The 14,575-nt window shown below is 64.3% G+C and carries 15 protein-coding genes; 7 read left to right on the top strand and 8 right to left on the bottom strand.

All coding sequences use genetic code 11. The features are described 5' to 3' along the window. Together AC0L3B_RS11485 and gor are read left to right on the top strand one after the other, a co-directional pair. Complete coding sequence (locus AC0L3B_RS11485) at positions 1-519, top strand: DUF2059 domain-containing protein (RefSeq protein WP_085352730.1); 519 nt, start codon at positions 1-3, stop codon at positions 517-519. Positions 520-574: 55 nt separating this feature from the next. Then, positions 575-1,963, top strand: a complete 1,389-nt coding sequence (gene gor / locus AC0L3B_RS11480; RefSeq protein ID WP_018459374.1) for a glutathione-disulfide reductase — start codon at positions 575-577, stop codon at positions 1,961-1,963. A gap of 6 nt (positions 1,964-1,969) precedes the next feature. Here gor and AC0L3B_RS11475 read toward each other — a convergent pair whose 3' ends face one another. From AC0L3B_RS11475 to AC0L3B_RS11445, 7 genes are all read right to left on the bottom strand, one after another. After that, positions 1,970-3,109 (bottom strand): hypothetical protein, encoded by a 1,140-nt coding sequence (locus AC0L3B_RS11475; RefSeq protein WP_018459373.1) that lies wholly within the window; start codon positions 3,107-3,109, stop codon positions 1,970-1,972. A 572-nt stretch (positions 3,110-3,681) separates the two neighbouring features. Then, positions 3,682-4,908 (bottom strand): carboxylate-amine ligase, encoded by a 1,227-nt coding sequence (locus AC0L3B_RS11470; RefSeq protein WP_143275438.1) that lies wholly within the window; start codon positions 4,906-4,908, stop codon positions 3,682-3,684. 21 nt (positions 4,909-4,929) lie between these two features. Further along, positions 4,930-5,757, bottom strand: coding sequence for a class II glutamine amidotransferase (locus AC0L3B_RS11465; RefSeq protein ID WP_085352733.1), 828 nt, complete (start codon positions 5,755-5,757; stop codon positions 4,930-4,932). 92 nt (positions 5,758-5,849) lie between these two features. After that, positions 5,850-6,476 carry an FMN-binding negative transcriptional regulator gene (locus AC0L3B_RS11460; protein WP_018459369.1) on the bottom strand — a complete coding sequence of 209 codons (627 nt, stop codon included), beginning with the start codon at positions 6,474-6,476 and terminating at the stop codon, positions 5,850-5,852. 73 nt (positions 6,477-6,549) lie between these two features. Beyond that, positions 6,550-8,016, bottom strand: a complete 1,467-nt coding sequence (gene pdxR / locus AC0L3B_RS11455; RefSeq protein ID WP_247297645.1) for a MocR-like pyridoxine biosynthesis transcription factor PdxR — start codon at positions 8,014-8,016, stop codon at positions 6,550-6,552. Between the two features lie 50 nt (positions 8,017-8,066). Beyond that, positions 8,067-8,663 carry a redoxin domain-containing protein gene (locus AC0L3B_RS11450; RefSeq protein ID WP_026233787.1) on the bottom strand — a complete coding sequence of 199 codons (597 nt, stop codon included), beginning with the start codon at positions 8,661-8,663 and terminating at the stop codon, positions 8,067-8,069. A gap of 15 nt (positions 8,664-8,678) precedes the next feature. Beyond that, a complete protein-coding gene (locus AC0L3B_RS11445) occupies positions 8,679-10,436 on the bottom strand; it encodes an MOSC and FAD-binding oxidoreductase domain-containing protein (RefSeq protein WP_204510893.1) in 1,758 nt (585 codons plus the stop codon). Between the two features lie 167 nt (positions 10,437-10,603). On the opposite strand from AC0L3B_RS11445, the gene AC0L3B_RS11440 reads away from it, so the two are divergent. The 5 genes from AC0L3B_RS11440 (at position 10,604) to AC0L3B_RS11420 (ending at position 13,508) form a co-directional block, all read left to right on the top strand. Then, entirely contained in the window at positions 10,604-10,984 is a 381-nt protein-coding gene (locus AC0L3B_RS11440; RefSeq protein WP_204510894.1) for a nuclear transport factor 2 family protein, read from the top strand. A 435-nt stretch (positions 10,985-11,419) separates the two neighbouring features. Then, positions 11,420-11,893 (top strand): tellurite resistance TerB family protein, encoded by a 474-nt coding sequence (locus AC0L3B_RS11435; protein WP_085352736.1) that lies wholly within the window; start codon positions 11,420-11,422, stop codon positions 11,891-11,893. A 2-nt stretch (positions 11,894-11,895) separates the two neighbouring features. Beyond that, the gene (locus tag AC0L3B_RS11430; protein WP_026233786.1) at positions 11,896-12,258 is read left to right on the top strand and encodes a hypothetical protein; all 363 of its coding nucleotides are present in this window, start codon (positions 11,896-11,898) and stop codon (positions 12,256-12,258) included. Next, positions 12,255-12,890, top strand: coding sequence for a TerC family protein (locus AC0L3B_RS11425; RefSeq protein ID WP_204510895.1), 636 nt, complete (start codon positions 12,255-12,257; stop codon positions 12,888-12,890). The genes AC0L3B_RS11430 and AC0L3B_RS11425 overlap by 4 nt, the downstream gene beginning before the upstream one ends. A gap of 33 nt (positions 12,891-12,923) precedes the next feature. Further along, entirely contained in the window at positions 12,924-13,508 is a 585-nt protein-coding gene (locus tag AC0L3B_RS11420) for a TIGR00645 family protein (protein ID WP_085352737.1), read from the top strand. Between the two features lie 22 nt (positions 13,509-13,530). On the opposite strand, the gene AC0L3B_RS11415 is transcribed toward AC0L3B_RS11420, so the two are convergent. Then, positions 13,531-14,469: a LysR family transcriptional regulator gene (locus AC0L3B_RS11415; protein ID WP_085362156.1), complete on the bottom strand. Its 939-nt coding sequence runs from the start codon at positions 14,467-14,469 to the stop codon at positions 13,531-13,533. Positions 14,470-14,575: the final 106 nt, after the last annotated feature.

The raw sequence follows: 14,575 nt of genomic DNA, 5'->3' as shown, positions 1-14,575 counted from the left end.
ATGAAGAGCGTTTTGAAATTGTTGCCGGTCGCGACCCTCGCTGTGGGACTGGCCCTCTCGGTCGCCCCGGCCGGGGCCCAGCAGGCGGCTCCGCCGAAATCGTCGCCGACGGCCATCGCGGCCGCCAAGGAGATCCTCGCGATCAAGAACGCCAGTGCGATGTATGCCAACGCCGTGCCCGGCCTGGTCGATAAGACCAGGATCGCGCTGATCCAGCAGAACCTCAACTATCAGAAGGATCTCACCGAGGTCGCCGGGGTCGTCAACCAGCAGCTGGCAGGCCGCGAAAAGGAGATCGGAGAAGGCATGGCGCAGGTCTATGCCAGCGAGTTCACCGAGCAGGAGCTGAAGGATCTCGTCACCTTCTACAAGTCGCCGCTGGGCAAGAAGCTGATCGAAGCCGAGCCGCGCGCGATCGGGCTGAGCATGGCCTTCATGAACTCCTGGGCTCAGAACTTCTCCGAGACCGTGATGGGTGCCTTCCGCGCCGAGATGCGCAAGCGTGGCAAGGAGATCTGACAGTCCCTATCTGATCGGAATCCGGATCATGTTCTGAAAGAGGTCGGAGTGGACAATGGCTGAATTCGACGTCGACCTCTTTGTCATCGGTGGCGGTTCGGGCGGCGTGCGCGCCGCCCGCATCGCGGCCGGCTACGGCGCCCGCGTCATGATCGCGGAAGAGTACCGCATGGGCGGGACCTGCGTGATCCGCGGCTGTGTGCCGAAGAAGCTGTTCGTCATCGGCTCGCATTTCCGCCATGAGATCGAGGACGCCGCCGGCTTTGGCTGGACCGTTCCGTCTGCGACCTTCGACTGGCCGACGCTGATCGCCAACAAGGACAAGGAGATCGCGCGTCTGGAGGCGGCTTACACCGCCAATGTCGAGAAGTCGGGCGCGCAAATCGTCAAGAGCCGCGCGGTGATCGAGGACAAGCACACCGTCCGCCTGCTCGAGAACGACCGGAAGATCACTGCAAAATACATTTTGATCGCCACCGGCGGCGCGCCCAATCACGGCGCTCCGATTCCCGGCATCGAGCACGTGATCTCCTCCAACGAGGCGTTTCACCTGGCCAAGCTGCCGAAGCGGATCGTGATCCAGGGCGGCGGCTACATCGCGCTGGAGTTCGCCGGCATCTTCGCCGGCTTCGGCTCCGACGTCACAGTCATCTATCGCGGCGACAACATTCTTCGCGGCTTCGACGAGGATGTTCGCGCCCATGTCCGCGCCGAGATGGAGAAGCAGGGCATCACCATCCTGACCGGCTGCACGGTGACGAAGGTCGATCGGCACGGCGAGGAATTCACCACGCATCTGTCGAACGGATCGAGCCTTGCCTCCGACCAGGTGATGTTCGCGATCGGCCGCCATCCCGCGGTCGCCAATCTCGGCCTGGAGAAGGCCGGCGTCGCCATCAACCCGCGGAACGGCGGCATCGCGGTCGACCATTTCTCCAAGAGCTCGGTCGACAGCATCTACGCGATCGGCGACGTCACCCATCGCTTCAACCTGACGCCGGTCGCGATCCGCGAGGGCCATGCGTTCGCCGACAGCGTGTTCGGCAAGCGCGAGGTGCAGGTCGATCACGCCAACATCCCGACCGCCGTGTTCTCGCAGCCGGAGGTCGGCACCGTCGGCCTGACCGAGACGGAAGCCCGCGCGCAATTCAGCCATATCGACATTTACAAGACCACGTTCCGGCCCATCAAGGCGACGATGTCGGGCCGCGATACCCGCGTGCTGATGAAGCTCGTCGTCGATGGTTCAACCGACCGTGTGCTCGGCTGTCACATCGTCGGCGATGCCGCAGCCGAGATCACGCAGGCAGTCGCGATTGCGGTGAAGATGAAGGCGACCAAGGCCGATTTCGACGCGACGATCGCGCTGCATCCGACCGCGTCCGAAGAGCTCGTCACCATGCGCACCCCGACCGCCCGCCACGTCCGCCAAGCGGCGGAGTAACTCCGCTCAGCCGTACAGGTATCCGACCGGCTTGCCCTCGGTGCGCAGCGGACGGATGTCCTTCTGCGTGATGATCTGACCGGCGAGGCCGTCGATCTCGTCGCGTTGCGTCGGCGTCCAGCTGCGGAGGTCGTTCATGCCCTTGAGAAGGCCGAGCCGAAGGACCTGCGTGTTCTCACCAACACCGACGAGGCTTGTGGCGTTCTTGCCCGCCGTCACCACATCGCCGGCCGCGAGCTCAAAGGTCTCGCCAGTCTTGTTCCTGAATTCGGCCGTGCCGCGGATCACGCGGTAGATCACGACCTCGCCCTTGGCGAAACATGTGGTGTCCGCCGCTGACGACGTGCTCTTGGACAAGAGCGATTGGCCGCGCGGATCGGTTGCGATGATGTGGCCGGCGACGAGGTGACCGCTCGGAGCCTCGATCCCGATATCGCGCACGTAAACCGGCATGGCCGATTTGATCGGGCTGTCGGTGAGCGGCTTGAACAGCGCATCCAGCGCCAAGGGGTCCTGGAGCCAGAAGCCTGCATCGACCGGGCGATCATGCAGAGAGTGGCTCCATGCCACCCGCGGCGTCTCGGCTTCGTTGATCTGGTCCGGACCGACGATGGTCGGGTTTGGAAACGTCGTCGGGTCAGTGATGAAGGCTTCGAGGAATTTGCCCGAATAGCCCATCGAGATTGGATCCGGCACCACCGTCTGCGGCGTCTTCAGATTCTCTTCGGTCGACAGTCCCGACCAGGTGTAGAACAGCTGTCGGTGCACGATCGCGCTTTGCAGCATCACCGCGCCGGGGCCGACATTATAGAAGCGCCCGTCATAGTCGAACGTGAACGCGCCCGACGTGACCAGCACGAGCTGAAAGCCGCCCGGCGGCAGATGAAGATGGAAGTCGGTAGGGCCGGTGTCGGGCAGATAGATCGGCAGATTGGTCGCGACCTCGTGCAGCAGGAAGGTTTCGTTGTTGGCGTGGAAACCCTCGTTGGCGCGATTGTAGAGGGCCTGCGGCCGGTACGTTGCCTCGAACTTCGCATTCCGGTCGCGATCGATCGCCACGAACTCCTGATCGTTGAGGCGAAGGGGCGCGCCGTCCGGGCGGGTGAGGCCGGTGAATTTGAGATCGCCGGTGGCATGCACGTTCATGGCATTCTCCGATCTGGCCCGCTCACCCTGTCTCGGCGCACGCATCTTGCTGAGAGCAGGGGATCAGGCCTGATGCTGCCTTGCGAATTTTAGGCCAGTCGAGGCGGTGCGCGGCACGCAAGGCTTTGCGACTCGCCGCCACGCGATGAAAAATCGAGGTTGCACTTGAGGTTAGATGACACGCTTGACCAGCCTGCATGGCCATGTTCGCCCAGTCTGCAATCCTGGTGACGAGACGTGTCTTGTCTAATTTGGCGGCATTCTGGCGCGGATGCGCAGCTGCGCCGATCAGGAGAAGTCGGCGGCCGGGTGTCTGAAGCCGTTCATTCGAAAGCTCGACGGACGGTCCGCTCGGGCTTGCCGTACGGGCTGTCAGCCCACTTCGCCATGTCCACTGCACGCGCCTCGATGAGCTCGCACCAGAGGCAGCTGAGCTCCGCGCGCCCTTTGGCCGAGAGCATCGGAATGAGGCCATGGCCACAGCCAGCGCAACATTTGACGTGATTCATCGTTCTCTCCGCGACCTTACGCATTCAGGACCGACATTGTTGCTCGCGAAGCTTGCGCGGGCGCTATGAAGGCGCGGGAACGCCTGCGGCGGGGGTGCTCGTGCCCGAGATCGTCGCGTCTGCGATCCAGCGCGACACGGCGGCGATATCTTCCGCATTGTCGCGGAAGGCGCGAAGCTGGAATTCGGCCGAGCTGCCGCGTTCGACGATGGTGCGACAGTGTTCGACCTCGGCCATGCAGTTCAGCGCGGCGGCGTCTTCGGCGATGTGCTCGATCACACGGGAGAGCAGCTCGGAGATCTCGACCGGCCCGTCCTTGGAGGCAAAGATGCAATCGGTGCCGTAGCGCTGGGCGCGCCATTTGTTTTCCACCGCAATTGCGCGTTCGACCGCGGTGACCTCTTTCGAGAGATGAGGTCGCAGGTAGAGATAGCGGGTCAGGCAGCGATAGAGCGAGGCAATGGCAACGGCGTCGTCGACGAAGGTGCAGGTATCGGGCGCACGCAGCTCGAGGGTCGGGTGCTTCATCGAGGGGCGCATGGCCCACCAGATGTGACTTTCATCGGGGATCACGCCCGAGCGCTGCAACGCGCCGACATATTCGTCGTAATCCTGCCGGCTCTCGAATAATTCGGGCAGGCCAGTGCGCGGCAGCTCGGAATAGGCGGCGAGCCGATAGCCCTTCAGTCCGGTCTTGTGTGAATTCCAGAACGGGGAGGAGGCCGACAGGGCGATGAACAAGGGCAGATGCGGCAGCATCGCTCGCATCACCGCCATGCGCTTTTCGGGATCGGGCAACTGGACGTGCACGTGCATGCCGCACATCAGGTTGCGGTGGCCGATGCTGCGCAGATCCTCAATCATCTCCTCGTAGCGTGGCTTCGGGCTCGGCTGCGACATGCGCCAGACCGCGGTCGGGTGCGTGCCGCAGGCCATGATCACGAAGCCGTATTGTGCCGCGACGTTTGCGACTTCGCGACGCAGGAAGCGAAGCTCTTCGCGCGCGTCGGCGACGTCGACATGCACGTTGGTGGCGACCTCGAGCTGCGACTGTAACATCTCCCGCATCGCCTGGCCGCCTGTCGACCAATTCGCAGATTCGAATAGCTCATTGGGGGTCTGGATCGCGACCTCCAGGCTGCGGCGATCGGCGAGGAAGTATTCCTCCTCGATACCGAACGAATATTCCGCAGCCTTGCCGCGTCCGCCGGCCGAGCGAATGACGAGGTGCTGCCTGTCCTCGGAGGAATCAAGCCGCAGCAGTTTCAAGACGTCTGACGCCAATGTCATCGTGCCACCCGGCCAAGGTATTTACCCGCGGGCGATAATCCTTCTGGCAGGAGCGGGTTCCGCGTCGACCTCACTGGAAATGGCAAGATCGAACGGAACAATTTTCGCGCTCTCGGACGCACGTGCGACCAGCGCGTGATTCGCGGGCACTTCCGTCCAGTCTGTTTCCTTGTCGAACGGCTCGGAGACGACGATGACTTGGCCGCCAGCCTCGCGGAAATAGAGCGTGTTGGCGGCATCGTTGACCGCAACCCGGAAGGCATAGAGATCACGGCCGTTGGCGAGGGCGCTGGTGAAGCGTAGCCGCTCACGAAGCTCGCCTTCGTTGACGAGGCCGACGAGGGCTCGCAGCACGCGATGCGTTGCGCCGAGCGGATCGGCGTCGAGACCCGCGCCCATCATGGCGAGAAACACGGCTTCCGAATCGGTCGTGCCTGTCCGCGAGGGGTAGTAGGCATCGGGGATCAGCGCCTCGACCTTGCGCCGTAGGCGATTCCAGCTGCCGACGAAACCATTGTGCATGAACATCCACTGGCCGCAGGCAAAGGGATGGCAGTTCTGCCGCGTCACTGCCGTGCCGGTGGCGGCGCGCACATGGGCGAAGAACAGATGCGAGCGCAAATGGCGGCAGAGGTAGCGGAGATTTTCGTCCGACCAAGCGGGGCGTGTTTCACGATAAAGACCAGGCTCCGGATGCTCACCGTACCAGCCGAGACCAAAGCCGTCGCCATTCGAGCCCGCCGTCGACTGGAGCGAGCGGATGCTTTGCGCGATGAGCGAATGCTCGGGCTCGGTGACATAGGGCTCGAAGGACGTGGTCTCGCCCCGGTATGCGATCCAGCGGCACATAGGAATCCCGTCAGGAGATGCTTGCTGAAATGTATCAACGAACCTGACAGGACGATGGTTCCCGACAGCGAGTGTCGGGAACCAAGTGGCCACTAAACCGGAACCGGAATCAATGGCGCAACCTCGCGATCACCAGCGTTCTCGCTCGCTGCGAGACCTTGCGCGACGCCGACACGGTCAGCCTCGGGACGGTTCTGGCTCATCTTGCGCTTGCCTTCGAACCGCACGACGGGAATGCGCACGCCGACGATTCCGCGCAGCTGAGTTGCGATGAAATCTTCGGGGGCATCGGTAACGGCCCACGGCTTTGCACGCGATCCTTCATGCCTATTCGTGAGCCGCGTCACGGCGTCGAGCAGGCGCTCGGGCTCCTGGAAGAATTCGACCGGGCCGTAGGCATGCACCGCGACGTAGTTCCAGGTCGGCACGACCTTTTCGGTTTCCTGCTTGGTCGCGTACCAGGACGGCGTCACATAGGCGTCGGGACCGCTGAAGATCGCCAGCGCATCTCCGATCGGCGGCAGTTTCCATTGCGGGTTGGCTTTCGCCACATGTCCGTACAGCACGCCATGTTCGCCTTCGCTCTCGTCGAGAAGCAGCGGCAGCGGCGTGGCGACGGGGCCTTCGCTGGTGGCCGTGACCAGGCTGGCGAGGCGGGCGCCGCGAATGGTCGCTCGGATGCTCTCGATGTCGTCCTTGAAGGCGGGAGGGATGTACATGTCTATCTCCGGTGTTGCTCTGGAGATAGCCGGAATCTGGCCTGTAAGAAACTGCCAGTTATCGTCTATTTGATCAGTCCAGTTCGGCGACGGCTTGTGCGAGAAGCCTGCAGCCGCGCTCGATCTGTGCCACCTCCAATGCCGAATAGCCCATGACGAGGCCGACCGTCTTCCGCGGTCGGCGAGGTCCGACGAACAGCGCAGAGACGGAATAGATGCCGACGCCCTTTGCACGGGCCGCCTTGATCAACGCGTCCTCTCGCTTCTGCGGCAGGTCGTCGAACCACGCCACGATGTGCAGGCCGGCGGCCGTGCCCTCGATCCGGACGCGGTCCCCGAACCTGCGGCGAAGCGCGTCGAGCAGCGCCCGCTGGCGTTCGGCGTTGCGCCGGCGCACGCGCCTGATGTGGCCGTCATAGGCGCCGCTTTCCAGCATCGACGCGAGAGCGTCCTGTTCGATCAGCGGCGTGTGCCGGTCCATGATCTGCTTGGCGGCGGCGATCAGGGATCGCAGGGCGGAGGGCACCACCAGAAAGCCGATCCGCAAGGTCGGCGAGAGCGTCTTGGAGACGGTGCCGAGATAGATCACATTGCCGCCGCCTTCCAGCGCGTGCAGCGGCGGGATTGGCTTGGTATCGTAGCGATACTCGCTGTCGTAATCGTCCTCGATCACGTAGGCGTCGTTTGCCCTGGCCCAGGCGAGCAATTGGTGCCGGCGGCCGATCGGCATGACGCCGCCGAGCGGATATTGGTGCGACGGCGTGACATAGGCGAGGCGGGCTTCGACGCCATCGAGCCGCGCTGTCTCCAGTCCATCCACGTCGACGGGAATCGGGATCGTCTCGGCGCCCGTCGCTGCGAAAGTATGCCGCGCCATCTGGTAGCCGGGATCCTCCATCACGAAGCGGTCGCCGGCATCGAGCAGCAGGCGCGCGCAGATGTCGAGGCCCTGCTGCGAGCCGTTGACGACGACGATCTGATCGACCTCGCAGCGGACGCTACGCGACCGCCAGAGATAGCCTTGAAGCGCGGTCCGCAGCCGCAGCGCCCCGCAGGGATCGTCATAGGCCAGCCGCTCGGGCTTGCGCGCCATCGCAGCGGTCACGGCCTTTTTCCATGCCAGTACCGGGAAATCCGACGGCGCGAGCTCGCCATAGCGGAAGTTCGCGACCAGCCCGCGCGGCGGCTCGGACCAGCGCGGCGGGTCTTGAAGCAACCGGTTCCCGAAGGCCGACAGCCGCACCTTCCGCGCCGACGGCCGCGACACTACGCGCGTGCGTCCTCGCTCGACGACGGCGCGAGCCACGCGCGGTCGCGCGCCATGGCGTGTTTCGATGAAGCCTTCGGCGGCGAGCTGTTCGTAGGCGATCGTGACGGTCGAGCGCGCCACGCCCATCTCACCGGCCAGCGCGCGGGAGGACGGCAGCACCCCGTCGATCCCGTACACCCGTGCCATGATCTGATCCCGCAGGACTTCGTAGATCTGGCGCGCGCCCATGCGGTCGGCACGGGGCGCGGGATTGGTCTTCATCTGGATCATCCACATTCCGAACCGGCATTCGCCCGAGCGGACGATGTCGGAATGTGGTTCTAATCCCGTTCGCCGAGAGTTTCGACGTAAGCCTTGCCGTAGGGATGAAAATGCTCCCTGCGGCCCTGGTCCCACAGTGCCCTGAGGCCGGGCGCCGCGATGTCCCAATCCGGCCGGCACTTCATGCCGACTGCCCTGAGGTCCTGGCGGAGCTCTTCGACGGTTGGACGGCCGAAGAACCAGTAGCCGTTGTAGATCTTGTGAATGACGAGGCCGGGCTCGAGCACGATCACGTGCGGAATCATCGGATTGTGGACGGGGTCGGTGTATTCGGCGATGTCGAGATCCTTCTGAACGAGGCGCCGCGAATCCGAGAGAAAGGGCCAGTGCGCTCCGACGCCGCTGCGATATTCGCTGGTCTGGGTGATGTTGTCGGTCGTGATCGTGACCATCCGGCAATAGCCCACCTCCATCTCGCGATGGAGTTGCAGCAAGCCTTCGGCCTGGCGACGATCCTTGGGACAAAATCCGCCGCGGCCGAGCACGAGCACCATTGGATCGCCCGCCTGCAGTTCGGAGAGCTTCCGGTGCTTGCCGGTGTGGTCGCTGAGTTCGTAATCCGGGAAGGTTACTCCCGGCATCATGTCAGGTCGCATTGCGCTCTCCCACTTTTACAGATCAACCACGACGTCGTTTCGGGGTCGTGAGCAGCAGATCAGGACATTGCCGTCCGCCGGCGGATCGAGCGGATCCGGCGCATAGTCAACCGTCCCCGCGATCAACCCGCTCTCGCAATTGTGGCAGACGCCGGTCCGGCACGACCAGCGCACGGGGACGTCGCACGCCTCGGCCAATTCCAGCAGGCTGGCATAGGATGGTCCCCAGCGGACATTGAGGCCACTCCGGGCGAACGAAACCATCGGGCCGGGGCCGGGGGCACCGATCGGCGGGTGCGCCCGCTTCTGCGGGGAGGACGCTATGCCGGGCGTCAAGGACGGTCCGGCGCCGAACAATTCGGTGTGGATGCGATCCGGTGCGACGCCCAACGTGGTGAGGCCAGCTTTCAGATCGTTCATGAAACCTGCCGGTCCGCACAGATAGAAATCGCCGTCACGCGGCACGCTCAGGGTCTGGAGCAGGCGTGCGTCGAGATGTCCGGCTGTGTCGAACGCCACATTGAGACGATCGTCCGGGTCAGGCGCGCTGTAGCAGACGTGGCTATGGTGACGAGAGAGCCCACCTAGCAATTCGCGCGCCTCGGCGGCGAACGCATGTTCGCGGCCATTGCGAGCGCCGTGCAGCCACCACACGTCCCGCGTCGTCGCTTCGGCGGCGAGCGCGTGAAGCATTGCGAGCAAAGGGGTGACGCCGATGCCGGCGCTCAACAGGATGACGGGGCGTGCATCTTGCCGGAGCGTGAAACTGCCGCGTGGCGCACCTAGTTGCACGGCAGCGCCGGCCAGCAGCTCGTCGGCAATGTAACGGCTGGCGGCGCCGTGAACTTCGCGCTTGATGCTGACGCGATAGGACGCGGCATCGGCGCCGCCCGACAGCGAATAGCTGCGTGTCATCGCCTGCGCACCGGAGGGCTCGAGCTTGATGACGACGAATTGACCGGGCAGGGCGGCCGCCACGGGATGTCCGTCGGCGGGTTCGAGGATCAGCGACGTCACGTTGCCGCTTTCGGCGATCTTTCGCGCCACGCGAAAGGAGCGGAATCCGCGCCAGGCCGGAGCTGGGCTCGCCGCCGGCCCAAGCCCGGCGTTTCCCGCGGTCTTGTTGTCCTTCTGCTGCTCGAGCAGCGCCTCGAAAGAACGGCGCCAGCCGCGGCTCAGCGCGGGAATCCGCAGCGCGCGCTCCAGGCGTTCGCGCGGATGAGGCGGCAGGTAAAGCAGCGCATTGATCTCGAACACGCTCATGCGCTCGGGTCCCACAGCGATCTGTGTGATCTCGTCACCGGCTTCGACGTCGCCTTCCTCGATCACACGGAAATAGAATCCGGGCCGCCCGTGCCTGACGAGCAGCGCGGCCATGTCCGGCTCGTCCATGCGAATGCCGAGACGGTAGCAGGTGACGCGCGGCTGCGTCACTTCGAACACCGCGGAGCCGATCCTGTAGCGGTCTCCGATGCACACGTTGGTGTCGGCGAGGCCCTCGACCGTAAAGTTCTCGCCGAACTGGCCATGAACGAGGTTCGATCGACCCAGATGCTCCTGCCAGTACCGGTAGGATTCATCCTGATAGACGAATACGGCACGATGTTCGCCGCCATGACCGGCCGTATCGCCCTGGCCGTCGCCATCGATGTTGAGCCGGCGCACCCTGCGCGGGCCTGTGACCTGTGCCTTCCAGATGCCGGTGTGGACGGTCCGACCCTGCCAAGCGACGTCGCGCGGCAGGCCGACATTGACCGAAAGCAGACGTGCCATTGCGTGTTCCCGATCTGGCTGCGCGGTTCTGCCGTCATCATTGCATCGGATGGGGTTTTTGGCTCGTTAGTCGTTGTTAGACGTTGCGAGCAAGCCTTGCCACCGGCGGCGCTGAGGCCAATTTGAAATGCGTAACGTAAACGCAGTCGGTACAACGGGAGATCACGATGGATGATCAGGGCAAGCTGGCCGCGCTCCAGCGCCATTGGGATGCTTCGGATGCGAACGATTTCGAGGCCGAGCACGACATCTATCGCGAGGACGCGGTGCTCGACTATCCGCAGTCCGGCGAGCGCATCCGCGGTCGCAGGAAGATTCAAGAGAGCCGGTTCGTGCAGCCGAACAAGAAGCGCTTCACGGTTCGGCGGATCGTCGGCAGTAACGATCTCTGGGTGAGCGAATTCGTGCTGACCTATGACGGGGTGCCGTCTTACGTCGTGAGTATCATGGAATTCCGCGACGACCTCGTGGCGCACGAGACGCAATATTTCGGCGACAGGTTCGAGCCGTCGCCCTCGCGGGCGCATCTTGTCGAGCAGGTGGGGTAGGCTGAGTGCTCCGCACTCCGCTGTCATCGCCCGCGCAGGCGGGGAATCCAGTACGCTGCGGCTTCTCGACAAACTACGGACGTCTCGGAGTACTGGATCGCCCGCCTGCGCGGGCGATGACAGTAAAAGACATGATCGCAGGTGCGGAGCGCGCAGAACTGCTTAGCCAATGTGGAAACACGGAACCCGATGCGGCGGCTGGTCGCAGTCGCGTCGTCTTGATTCCGACAGCCCCATCTTTATGTGTGAAACGAACAAGAATCCGGGCCCCTCTGGCGAGGAAGTCGACGCTGTCGGCAAAACCTCGTGATGTCGGATGACCTGTCCCGCGCCATGCGATGGATCGGCCGATCGTCGGGCCTTCTTGAGAGTCTCTCCGACCGAATCGTCCCCATCGCAGCTCCGTGCGGTCTTTCGCAAGATAAGGGAGCAACGATGTCCGACGCCAAGCATTCAAATCCGATCGAAATCGAGATCACCGAGCCATCCAGCCTGAACGAGCAGGCTGCGGTGGCACTGGTGATCGTCGGCGCGCTGGTTGCCGTCGCCGACCGGCAAGTTTCGCCGGTCGAACGCGACGAGGTCGTCCGGTTCATCCGGGATCGCAAGCTGGCGCCGCATATCTCGGACGACCGGCTCTACGCGATGTTCGACGAGCTTGCTGAACGACTCGAGGAGCCGGATTTCGCCAATGTGGTGATCGAGAATTTGCGTCCGGTTTCAGACCTGCCGCTGTCGGCTCATTTGATGGAACTGTCGGAGCGCGTCGCGGCCGCGGACGAGGACGTGCATCCCCACGAAGTGCAGGCGATCAAGCTGTTGCGCCTGCTGACGCTGGTGCTGCCGCGCGCAAAGCAGGTGACGCCGGGTGCAGTGCGCGCCGAACACCGCATCGCCGCCGAGGAGTAAGCATGAGCGTAGTTTCGGACGAGGATAAGACAGGGACTGCGGGCGCTAGCGGCCAGATGGCTGGCGGCGACCCGCGCCTCGACAAGCTTGTCCGTCGCCTGCCGCCGCGCATGGGCGACACCGTCACCTATCTGCTCAAGCCATCCAGCCGCTGGGTGAGAATCCCTTCGGGTGCGCTGCTGATTGTCGGCGGCGTGCTCTCCTTCCTGCCGGTGCTCGGCGTCTGGATGCTACCGCTCGGCCTCGCTTTGCTCGCGGAAGACGTGCCCGCGCTGCGCTCCGGGCGCGCCAAGGTTCTGGATTGGGTCGAGCGGAAGAAGCCGCACTGGCTCGATCCGTCCGCACCGAAAAATGACCAATCATGACTGAATTCATCACCACCGAAGCGCTGACCGCGCTGCTTCAGGTCGTCCTGATCGACCTCGTGCTCGCCGGCGACAACGCCGTCATCATCGGCCTTGCCGCAGCCGGCCTCCCGGCCGAGCAGCGCCGGCGCGCCATCGTCGTCGGCATCATCGCCGCCACCGCCCTGCGCATCGTCTTTGCCGGCGTCGCGACCCAGCTTCTGCAAGTGATCGGGCTATTGCTCGCCGGCGGCGTGCTGCTGCTCTGGGTGTGCTGGAAGATGTGGCGGGAGCTGCGCGAGCAGTCCGCGCATGCGAACGAGCTCGCGTTCAGCCATGGCGGCAGCAGCGCTGCGCCTGCGTCCCGAAAGACCTTCAGGCAGGCGGCGGTGCAGATCGTCGCCGCCGACGTCTCGATGTCGCTCGACAACGTGCTCGCGGTCGCGGGCGCTGCGCGCGAGCATCCCTACATCCTCGCTTTCGGCCTGCTATTGTCGGTCGCGTTGATGGGCGTCGCCGCCGATTTGCTCGGCCGCGTGCTCCAGAAGCAGCGCTGGATCGGCTATGTCGGCCTCGCCATCATCGTTTACGTCGCCTTCGAGATGATCTATCGCGGATCGCTCGAGCTCGCGCCTGTGATCGCGAGTCTCTGAGGCAACGCGCCTGTCCATCATCCGGAGTGATCAATGACGTCCGAACCCAAAGCACCTTCGGCGGATTCCGTGCCGGCGCCGCAAATCGGCCCGTTTGCCCAACTCATCTTTGGCTCGCGCTGGCTGCAGGTCCCGCTTTATGTCGGCCTCATCGTCGCGCAGGCCGTCTATGTGCTGCTGTTCCTGAAGGAGCTCTGGCACCTGGTCGTGCACTCGTTCGACGCCAGCGAGCAGCAGATCATGCTGGTCGTGCTCGGGCTGATCGACGTCGTGATGATCTCGAACCTGCTGGTGATGGTGATCGTCGGCGGTTACGAGACCTTCGTCTCGCGCCTGAACCTCAGCGGTCATCCGGACGAGCCGGAATGGCTCAGCCACGTCAATGCCAGCGTGCTCAAGATCAAGCTTGCGATGGCGATCATCGGCATCTCCTCGATCTCGCTGCTCAGGACCTTCATCGAGGCGGGCAATCTCGGCACGACGCGGAGCAATTTCACCGAGAGCGGCGTGATGTGGCAGGTGCTGATCCACCTGACCTTCATCATCTCCGCGATCGGCATCGCCTGGGTCGACCGCCTCGGCGATAGCGGCCAGCGCAAGGGGGTCGGCCACGGCTGAACGTCAGACCGTCGGCGTTTGATCAGGCGATCTGCGGATGCGCCGCGTTTTCCCGCCGCTCGCGCTCGCCCAGTTCGCGCACCAGCTCCTGGAGGAAGGATTCCGTGTAAGCGGGGAGGGTGCGCTCGGCGCGAACGTAGATGCCGAGATCTGACCACACCGGGCTGCCGGCATTGTCGAGCGGCAGGAAGACGAGCCGGCTGTCGCGCGACAGCCTGCTGATGCCGAGCTGGGTCTGGAAGGCGACGCCGACGCCGCGCGCCGCGAGCTCGCGCATCAGGTCGATCGAGTTGGCCTGGATGGCCGGCTCCGGGGTCTCGGAGAGCTGCGCGATCAGCGGCTGGAGCAGATGATAGATCGACAGCTCCGGCAGCGCGTGGATGACGGGAAAGGCGAGACATTGGGGCAGCGTGACCGTCTTGCCGCGCGCCAGTGGATGCTCGCGCGCGACGACCGCGCCCAGGCGAAACCGTTTCAAGGCGACCTGGCGCAGGTCCGGCGGATGCCGCAGCGCCATGGCGATGCCGATGTCGGCCTCGCCGCGGCTCAGGGCCTCCAGCACGTCCGACGATCCCTTCACCTCGGTGGTGAAGCTGACGCGCCGGGCGCGGCCGCGATGGGAGGCTATCAGGTCGGGCAGCACCGACTCCGTGAGCGACTCGATGCAGGCAATGCTGACGGTGCCGTGCCAAGTCCCCGCCAGGGATGCGACGTCCGAGCGGAAGCGGTCGAGGTCCTGGAGCACGTTCATGACGTGCCGGGCCAACATCTCGCCGACCGTCGTCAGCGTCAGGCCGCGCGCATTGCGCTCGAACAAGGGTGACCCAACCTCCTGTTCAAGCTTGAGAATCTGGCGGCTTACGGCCGACGAGGCAACGTTCAGCATGCGCGCAGCGGCCCGGATCGAGCCGGTGCGGCGGACGGCGTGGAAGTACTGGATGGCTGGTGAGTGAAATCGCATGGGACCCCCGGCCGGACTATAGCCGTTGCCGAAACGGCATCAACGTGTACGAAATTCTGTGCTTTTCGAGCGCGCTCCTCCCACCTAGGTTCGCCGCCGGCTTGGC

The sequence above is a fragment of the Bradyrhizobium sp. Kon56 genome (assembly GCF_055807635.1).
Note: the sequence above shows the minus strand (reverse complement) of the source record. Positions and strands in the feature narration are given on the sequence as shown.

Bases quoted from the DNA above. Each gene is read 5' to 3' on its own strand.
- AC0L3B_RS11445 (WP_204510893.1), bottom strand. From the start codon at position 10,436: ATGGCACGTCTGCTTTCGGTCAATGTCGGCCTGCCGCGCGACGTCGCT.
- AC0L3B_RS11460 (WP_018459369.1), bottom strand. From the start codon at position 6,476: ATGTACATCCCTCCCGCCTTCAAGGACGACATCGAGAGCATCCGAGCG.
- AC0L3B_RS11420 (WP_085352737.1), top strand. From the start codon at position 12,924: ATGACGTCCGAACCCAAAGCACCTTCGGCGGATTCCGTGCCGGCGCCG.
- pdxR (WP_247297645.1), bottom strand. From the start codon at position 8,016: ATGATCCAGATGAAGACCAATCCCGCGCCCCGTGCCGACCGCATGGGC.
- AC0L3B_RS11465 (WP_085352733.1), bottom strand. From the start codon at position 5,757: ATGTGCCGCTGGATCGCATACCGGGGCGAGACCACGTCCTTCGAGCCC.
- gor (WP_018459374.1), top strand. From the start codon at position 575: ATGGCTGAATTCGACGTCGACCTCTTTGTCATCGGTGGCGGTTCGGGC.
- AC0L3B_RS11450 (WP_026233787.1), bottom strand. From the start codon at position 8,663: ATGCGACCTGACATGATGCCGGGAGTAACCTTCCCGGATTACGAACTC.
- AC0L3B_RS11485 (WP_085352730.1), top strand. From the start codon at position 1: ATGAAGAGCGTTTTGAAATTGTTGCCGGTCGCGACCCTCGCTGTGGGA.
- AC0L3B_RS11425 (WP_204510895.1), top strand. From the start codon at position 12,255: ATGACTGAATTCATCACCACCGAAGCGCTGACCGCGCTGCTTCAGGTC.
- AC0L3B_RS11470 (WP_143275438.1), bottom strand. From the start codon at position 4,908: ATGACATTGGCGTCAGACGTCTTGAAACTGCTGCGGCTTGATTCCTCC.
- AC0L3B_RS11475 (WP_018459373.1), bottom strand. From the start codon at position 3,109: ATGAACGTGCATGCCACCGGCGATCTCAAATTCACCGGCCTCACCCGC.
- AC0L3B_RS11435 (WP_085352736.1), top strand. From the start codon at position 11,420: ATGTCCGACGCCAAGCATTCAAATCCGATCGAAATCGAGATCACCGAG.
- AC0L3B_RS11415 (WP_085362156.1), bottom strand. From the start codon at position 14,469: ATGCGATTTCACTCACCAGCCATCCAGTACTTCCACGCCGTCCGCCGC.
- AC0L3B_RS11430 (WP_026233786.1), top strand. From the start codon at position 11,896: ATGAGCGTAGTTTCGGACGAGGATAAGACAGGGACTGCGGGCGCTAGC.
- AC0L3B_RS11440 (WP_204510894.1), top strand. From the start codon at position 10,604: ATGGATGATCAGGGCAAGCTGGCCGCGCTCCAGCGCCATTGGGATGCT.